Below are 6423 nucleotides of genomic sequence, written 5' to 3' on the forward strand. Positions count from 1 at the left end.
TCCAACTCGTCGATCGTGATCGCTGCGAAGTCCCTGAGACAAGCCTGGTCTTCGGCATTGAGACCGTCCCGCGGCTTCGTATCGATCACGCAGAGCGTGCCGATCCTGGTTCCGTCCGGTGCCACCAGAGGCGCACCAGCATAGAACCGTATGCCCGGTTCGCCGGTTACCAGAGGATTATCGGCAAACACGGAACTCAGGCGGGTATCGGGAACAACAAGCACGTCGTCGTGCAGAATGGTATGGGCGCAAAATGCGATGTCCCGGTCCGTCTCCTCGGCCGCAAGGCCACACTTCGCCTTGAACCACTGCCGCCTTTCATCAACCAACGATATCAAGGCAATGGGCGTACGGAACTGACGCGCCGCCAGCCTTGCAATACGATCGAAGCAGGGCTCGGCTGGCGTATCCAGAATCGCATAGCGCCGCAGGGTTTCCAGGCGGCGCGCTTCATCGTTCGGCAAAGGGGCAACAGCAGGCATCGACGCTCTCTTGATCACAACAAAAAGCACCTCCCGATCCGAGGCGCTGGGACGCGCAAGCACAGCGACCAAAAGTCGTTGAATCGCCAACCTTTACAACCTTATCGAATCAATACTAACGATTCGCTTATTTCGTCAGTTTCGCCGGCCACTTGCCCGTCAAAAGACCATCGGGAAATTCGCCTCAGAGAAATCGAAGGCTTAGCGAAGCGGGTGGCTGTGATGTCGCGCAGCATCACCACGAAACCGGACGGCGAAACGATCTGCTTCAGGAAACGATCGAAGCTGCCTGGCGCCTGTGGCCTGTGAAACGCCAATCGCCGAAGTCATCCGCCCGCATCGGCCTGCTGAAGAGAAAACCCTGCGCTTCTTCACAGCTTTCCGCCCGCAGGAAGGCCAACTGTTCTTCCGTTTCGACCCCCTCGCCGATCACCCTGAGGCCCAACTTGCGACCCAGGGTGATCGTCGTCGAGACAATCGCCGCACAGTCTTCATCCGTTTCGATGTTTTCGATGAAAGACCGATCGATCTTGATCTGCTCGAACGGAAACTCCTTCAGCAAGGCAAGAGATGCAAATCCGGTTCCGAAGTCGTCGAGCGCGAGACCGATGCCAAGAGCGTTCAAGGCGCCAAGCGTTTCCTTTGCAAGGCTGAGGTTCTGCAGCACCCCGCTTTCAGTCACTTCCATCACCAAGGATTCCGGCTTGACTCCGGTTTCTTCGAGCATGGCCTGAACACTGCCGGCAAAGCCTGCCCGTTTGAGCTGAACCATCGAGACATTGACGGACAGGCGAAGATCGGGAAAGCCGGACTCCTGCCAGACGCACAACTGACGGCAGGCTTCACCGAATACCCAATCGCCAATCGGTACAATCAGACCGGAACTCTCGGCCAGGGGAATGAACTCGCTCGGATCGAGAAAACCTTTGGAAGCGGAGTCCCAACGCAGCAATGCTTCGACGCCGATTGTATCGCCTGTCGCGAGATTAACTTGCGGCTGATACATAAGACGCAACTCGTTGCGCTGCGCGGCCTGACGCAGAGCGGGTTCAAGTTCCCGCCGGCGTTGCAGTCTCTCGAGAATGTTGTGGTCGAAAAACTCATAACCACCGCGGCTGATCTCCTTGCTGCGGTAAAGCGCCATATCGGCTTTTTTCAGAAGATCTTCCGGTGAGTCCGCATCGGCCGGATAGACGGCGATGCCGATGCTCGCGCCGGTAAAAGCGGTTTCGCCGTTGATGGAAAATGGTTCGGCAAGCCGGTCGAGAATTGTCTGTGCGGGCACCGACACCTGGTCGGATGACTCCAGGTGATTCAGGATCACCACAAACTCGTCGCCGCCCAGACGGGCAATGCTGTCCGATGCCCGCACGGCGGACTTGAGGCGCTCGGCAACGATGGTCAGGAGCTTGTCGCCGAAAGGGTGCCCCAAGCTGTCGTTAATGCTCTTGAAGTCGTCCAGGTCAAGGCACAGCAGACCGACGGAACGGCCGATGCGGTTGGCGCTCGCCAGGGCCTGGGTGAGGTGTTCGCTCAGGGAGTTTCGGTTCAACAGGCCGGTCAGGGGATCCTGCCGGGCGAGTTCTCTCGTCGAAGCCTCGATGCGGCGGCGCTCGGTAATATCGACCGCCGTGATGAGGAGGCCGGCGGAGCCGCCGTTATCGACCAAAAGCGGAGAGCCGGAGAGGACCAACTGCTTCACATCTCCGCTCCGGCGCCCGACAACCGCGGCCTCGAAAGCCGTCGCAATGCCCCGAAACCACTTCGCCAGCTCGCCCGCCGCGCTATCGCGGGCCGCCCCGTCAAAGTAAGAGAGGAAATCGGCGGGGCCATCGCTTTCCTCCTGTGAAATCTCCAGCAGACTCGCCATGGCCTGATTCATATGCCGGCTGATGCCCTCAGGCGAGACATGCCAGATACAGACTTGCCCCTGTTCGGTTAGCGCATGCGGTTGAATGTCTCCCTTGGCCGTCTTGTCCGCGTCCGGCACAAGGAAAGCGACCTCTTCGTGCCCTTCAGACTGCGCCAGATGCTCTGCCAACAGGATCATGTTGTTGGTCTGGGCTCCCAACTGCGCTTGAGCGGAGCTTAGCTCATCGTTCCGGCGCACCAGTTCGGCTTCACTGCGACGCAGTTTCAGCGCGACCTTTTGGCGCTCGACCGAGTAGCGGATCGAACGCTCAAGGGGCGCCCTCTGCAGGTCACCCTTCGATATGATGTCCGATGCACCCGCAGCCATGGCCTTCAGGTCGACGGACTCTTCGAGATGTCCGATAAACAAGATGGTGGCGAGGCCGGGCGCTTCGCGGCAGGCAACTTCGATCAGATCGACGCCGGAACCGTCGGGCAGGCAGTAATCGATCAGGGCGACATCGAAATCCTGTGCGCGAATGAGATCAAGAGCCTGCTTGCAGGAGGTCGCTTGAACGAGCGTGTAGTCGTCCCCGTAAACATCGTTGAGCAACCCGATCACAAGAAGCGCATCGCTGCGGTCGTCTTCGACGAGCAGAACCCTCAGTTCCAGACCGCCCAGAGCGTTCTGAAGCCTGCCGCTCATCTTAATGCCCGGAATTGCCAATTCTTGGCACCTCTTCACTCTGTTGCTGAACTCTAGAAGTTCCAGCCGTGAGTCTCGGGAAGCCTGCAGTTCACGCCACAGGGGGCAGCCGATAAAACCATAAAGTGTATTTGTCTCTGTTCCCCCAAACCCAACATGCCACACAAAAATGACCGACAAATTAATCAAAACAGCAAAGCCACTGCCGAGACCATCGCATTGCGGGCCCTGCCTTCGGGACTGGCGAAACCTGGTTTGGCGCCGGGCGCCGGATAGGTGCTTCGGTTGCCTGCAGAAGGCGACGCCAACTGGGCCTCTCGGCGGCAGAACCGGCGATCGTTAAGATCCATCTACCTGCACGGCAGTCTCACATCGCAAAAGGGCATCCTCGGTTTAATTTCCGCTGCCTTTAGCGAAGCTTAACGCAAGCCCGCTAAACTGATCAGATCGCAGGGACACCTGCGCTGCAAAACTTGCGAGGACGTCGTGCAAACGGAATTTCTTGATCTCATCGGCTTGGTCGAGCGGCTGCATCGACAATGCCTTGAGATGATCAAGGCCGATCTGGAAAGCCAGGGCACCCGGGACCTGAGTAATGTTCAGGCCCTGATCCTGTTCAATATCGGCGAAGAAGAGCTGTCGATGGGTGAACTGACGAACCGCGGCTATTACCTCGGCTCGAACGTCTCCTATAACATCAAGAAGATGATCGAGAACGGCTACATGACCCAGCACCGGTCACCACACGACAGGCGATCCTTCTACGTGCGCGCAACCGACAAAGGCCTTGCGGTCTATGCCCGCATCTCCACGCTGTTTGACGAACACACGGCGCAGCTGGAGCAAGGTCAGCTCGACGAAGCGGGGCTGGATGCGGCCAACGAGACCCTGCGCCTGGTTCAAAGTTTCTGGTCCGCCGCCAGCATTCCATCCAGAGCCCTGGCCTCCGCCTAGCCGGATCAAGCCGCCCGGAACCACCACGGCCCGCCCTTTGGCATGAACCGGTATCATCGAGATGCCGGACAGGGAGATGCCGGACAGGTCGTTTTCTCTCCGGAGCCGACAAGGGGTCTTCGCTCAGTCTGCCAGGGATCTGATCAGACCGGTGGTCTGGGTTACCCGGGCCGCCAGCATGCGGACCAGGTGCTCGTGAAAGGCGGAGGCGATATCCGGCGCTTCGGCCTTAAGGCGCGCCAGGGAGTCGCGACTGAGACGCCAGACGACCGCGTCGGTGTCGGCAACCACGGAAGCGGAGCGGCACTGGTCGAGGTAAAAGGCGATCTCGCCGACGATAGTGCCCTTGCCCATGGTTCTGAGACGCACGCTGATGCCCTCCGGCGTCTCGATCTGAACGCTGACCCGGCCGCATTCGACAAAGAACAGATCACTCGACACTTCGCCCTGGTGAATGAGGACGGCTTTGGGATCGAGTTCCATTTTTTCGAGATAGCTTCGCATGGTGGCGGCAGCCGAGGGATACCCGAGGGCACGAGTCAGGAGACCCTCGATGGAATCGTCCTGTGGCGCCGCCTGCCCGCCTGACGCCGCCTCGAGCAGACGCTCCTCGCACCACTCCAGCGCGCGGTCGAACTCCGGGAACGACCGGACCGGCAAACCGCCTTCGGCCCCGAAACCGCCCTCTGTGAGCAGCCTGTCGATGTGTGGCGGAAGGTTGGTGACGACCACCATCGCCCAGTTGCGTTCAGCGCGCTGGCCGATCTTGATGAAGCTGAGCACCGCCGAAGAATCGAGTCCCGTCAAGCTGCGGCAGTCCAGCAGAAGGAAGCGCAGCCGCGGCTCGCTGCGGTCCTGCATACGGGACCTGACGAGTTTTTGCAGCCGGTGCGCCGTGCCGAAGAAAACGTAACCCTGCAGCCTCAGGATCAGGATCTGGCGGCCTTGAGAGACCAGCACCTGGCGCTCCTCCTCGGCACGCTCGACGCTGCTGTGGAAATTATCGCCGGTGGCCGCGTACTTCACGATCTCGACCCGGCTATAGTCGACTGTGAAAAGGACCACCGCCGAAATCAGGCCGACCAGAACGCCCTCCAGGAATCCCACCCAGCCGATCACAAACAGAATCAACAGGATGATCAGGTACTCCTGGCGCGGCATCTTGAAGGAGGCCTCAACTAGCCAGTCGTAAAGCAGGGAGATGCCGATCCACAGCAGGAGGCCGCCGAACAGCGGAATGGGCAGATAGGCCAGCAACGCCGAACCGAAAAACAACGTGGCGACACAGACCGCTGCGACAACGACCCCCACCAGACGGGTGTCGCCCCCGAGCTTGTGCCCCAGAAGAGAGAGCCCGAGGCCCTGAAAGCCCGCCGCGCCGCCGCCGCTGCCGGCAAAGAAGTTCGCCAGCCCCGCGGCCCGCAGTTCACGGTCCAGGTCGATGTCGCGGCGCAGCGACAGCTCGACCCCGCTGGAGGCCAGCAACACCGAAGCCGCGGTCACCACGACCATCGCCATCACCTTGGGCGCCTCCGCCCAGATGACGCCCCAGTCGATGCTGCCCAGCGGGTTGCCGGCGAAGGGCGGCCAGACCGTCCCCTGCATCGGCAGATCGAAAAGCCAGCCCTGGGCCTGTAGCTGCGAGAGCGGCAGGTCCAGCGCCCAGGCCAAGCCGTGAAACAAGGCAAGAGCGGCGGCAATCGCAACGGGCAGGCTGAGGGCGCTGCCGCCGCGCTGAGCGATTGCCGCGAGGATACAGGCGAAGAGGGTCGCCGGCGCCCACTTGGCCACGTTGGCCGGCTCGACCAGCATCCCCAGGTTTTCCAGAGTCGGGATCGTGCCCAGGATAACGCCGAAGGCGCCCTGCACGATCAGCCAGCCCATGCCGGCGAGAAAGCCGCCGATTACCGAATAGGGAATGAAGCGGATGAAGCGGCCCAGCCGAAACACGCCAAGCGCCAACAGGCAGAGCCCCGTGAAGGCGGTCGCCAGGCCAATTGCCACCACGATGGTCACCAGCATCTCGCGCTCGCTGCGGAGGCCCTCCATGGCCGTATGCATGGAGGCGGCGATGACCGCCAGGGTGACCACCGTCACTTCCTGGGACAGCCCGATCATGCCGGGATGGGAGGAACTGCAGGCGATAACGGCAGCCAGAACAGCACTGCTGAAAAGGCAGAGCCCAATGCCGACGGCAACATAACCGCCGAGTTCGCCGTTGAACAGCAATGCGGCATCGGAGATCGAGAAGATCACCACCAGCAGGCCGCAGATAACGCCGGCGGTCAGGCTGGCCAGCAGCGGACGCAAATTCGAAACACCGGACAGCGGACCCGCCGGCTGCCCTACGGTCGCATCACCCGGCACCTGCTGCTGCCCCAAACCGGCCATTCCCCACCCCCAGGAAATCCGAACAATGTCACCGAATAC

General features: G+C 60.9%; 3 protein-coding genes and 1 pseudogene. 1 reads left to right on the forward strand and 3 read right to left on the reverse strand.

Annotated features, from left to right (window positions below):
• Nucleotides 1-80: 80 nt before the first annotated feature.
• Both ACP146_RS20035 and ACP146_RS20040 read right to left on the reverse strand, forming a co-directional pair.
• Nucleotides 81-482: pseudogene (locus tag ACP146_RS20035) on the reverse strand (GAF domain-containing protein); the annotation flags it as partial.
• A 268-nt stretch (nt 483-750) separates the two neighbouring features.
• The gene (locus ACP146_RS20040) at nt 751-3039 is read right to left on the reverse strand and encodes a two-component system response regulator (protein WP_422368532.1); all 2289 of its coding nucleotides are present in this window, start codon (nt 3037-3039) and stop codon (nt 751-753) included.
• Nucleotides 3040-3588: 549 nt separating this feature from the next.
• On the opposite strand from ACP146_RS20040, the gene ACP146_RS20045 reads away from it, so the two are divergent.
• Nucleotides 3589-3993 carry a MarR family winged helix-turn-helix transcriptional regulator gene (locus ACP146_RS20045; RefSeq protein ID WP_425032964.1) on the forward strand — a complete coding sequence of 135 codons (405 nt, stop codon included), beginning with the start codon at nt 3589-3591 and terminating at the stop codon, nt 3991-3993.
• Nucleotides 3994-4116: 123 nt separating this feature from the next.
• Here ACP146_RS20045 and ACP146_RS20050 read toward each other — a convergent pair whose 3' ends face one another.
• Entirely contained in the window at nt 4117-6384 is a 2268-nt protein-coding gene (locus tag ACP146_RS20050) for an SLC26A/SulP transporter family protein (RefSeq protein WP_422368534.1), read from the reverse strand.
• Nucleotides 6385-6423 lie beyond the last annotated feature (39 nt).

Origin of the sequence: Pelagibius sp. (assembly GCF_965249265.1) — a bacterium.
Classification (GTDB): Bacteria; Pseudomonadota; Alphaproteobacteria; order Kiloniellales; family Kiloniellaceae; genus Pelagibius.

What these genes read in the sequence shown, in the direction of transcription:
- ACP146_RS20045 (WP_425032964.1), top strand. Translation starts at nt 3,589, where the DNA reads ATGATCAAGGCCGATCTGGAAAGCCAGGGCACCCGGGACCTGAGTAAT.
- ACP146_RS20050 (WP_422368534.1), bottom strand. Translation starts at nt 6,384, where the DNA reads ATGGCCGGTTTGGGGCAGCAGCAGGTGCCGGGTGATGCGACCGTAGGG.
- ACP146_RS20040 (WP_422368532.1), bottom strand. Translation starts at nt 3,039, where the DNA reads ATGAGCGGCAGGCTTCAGAACGCTCTGGGCGGTCTGGAACTGAGGGTT.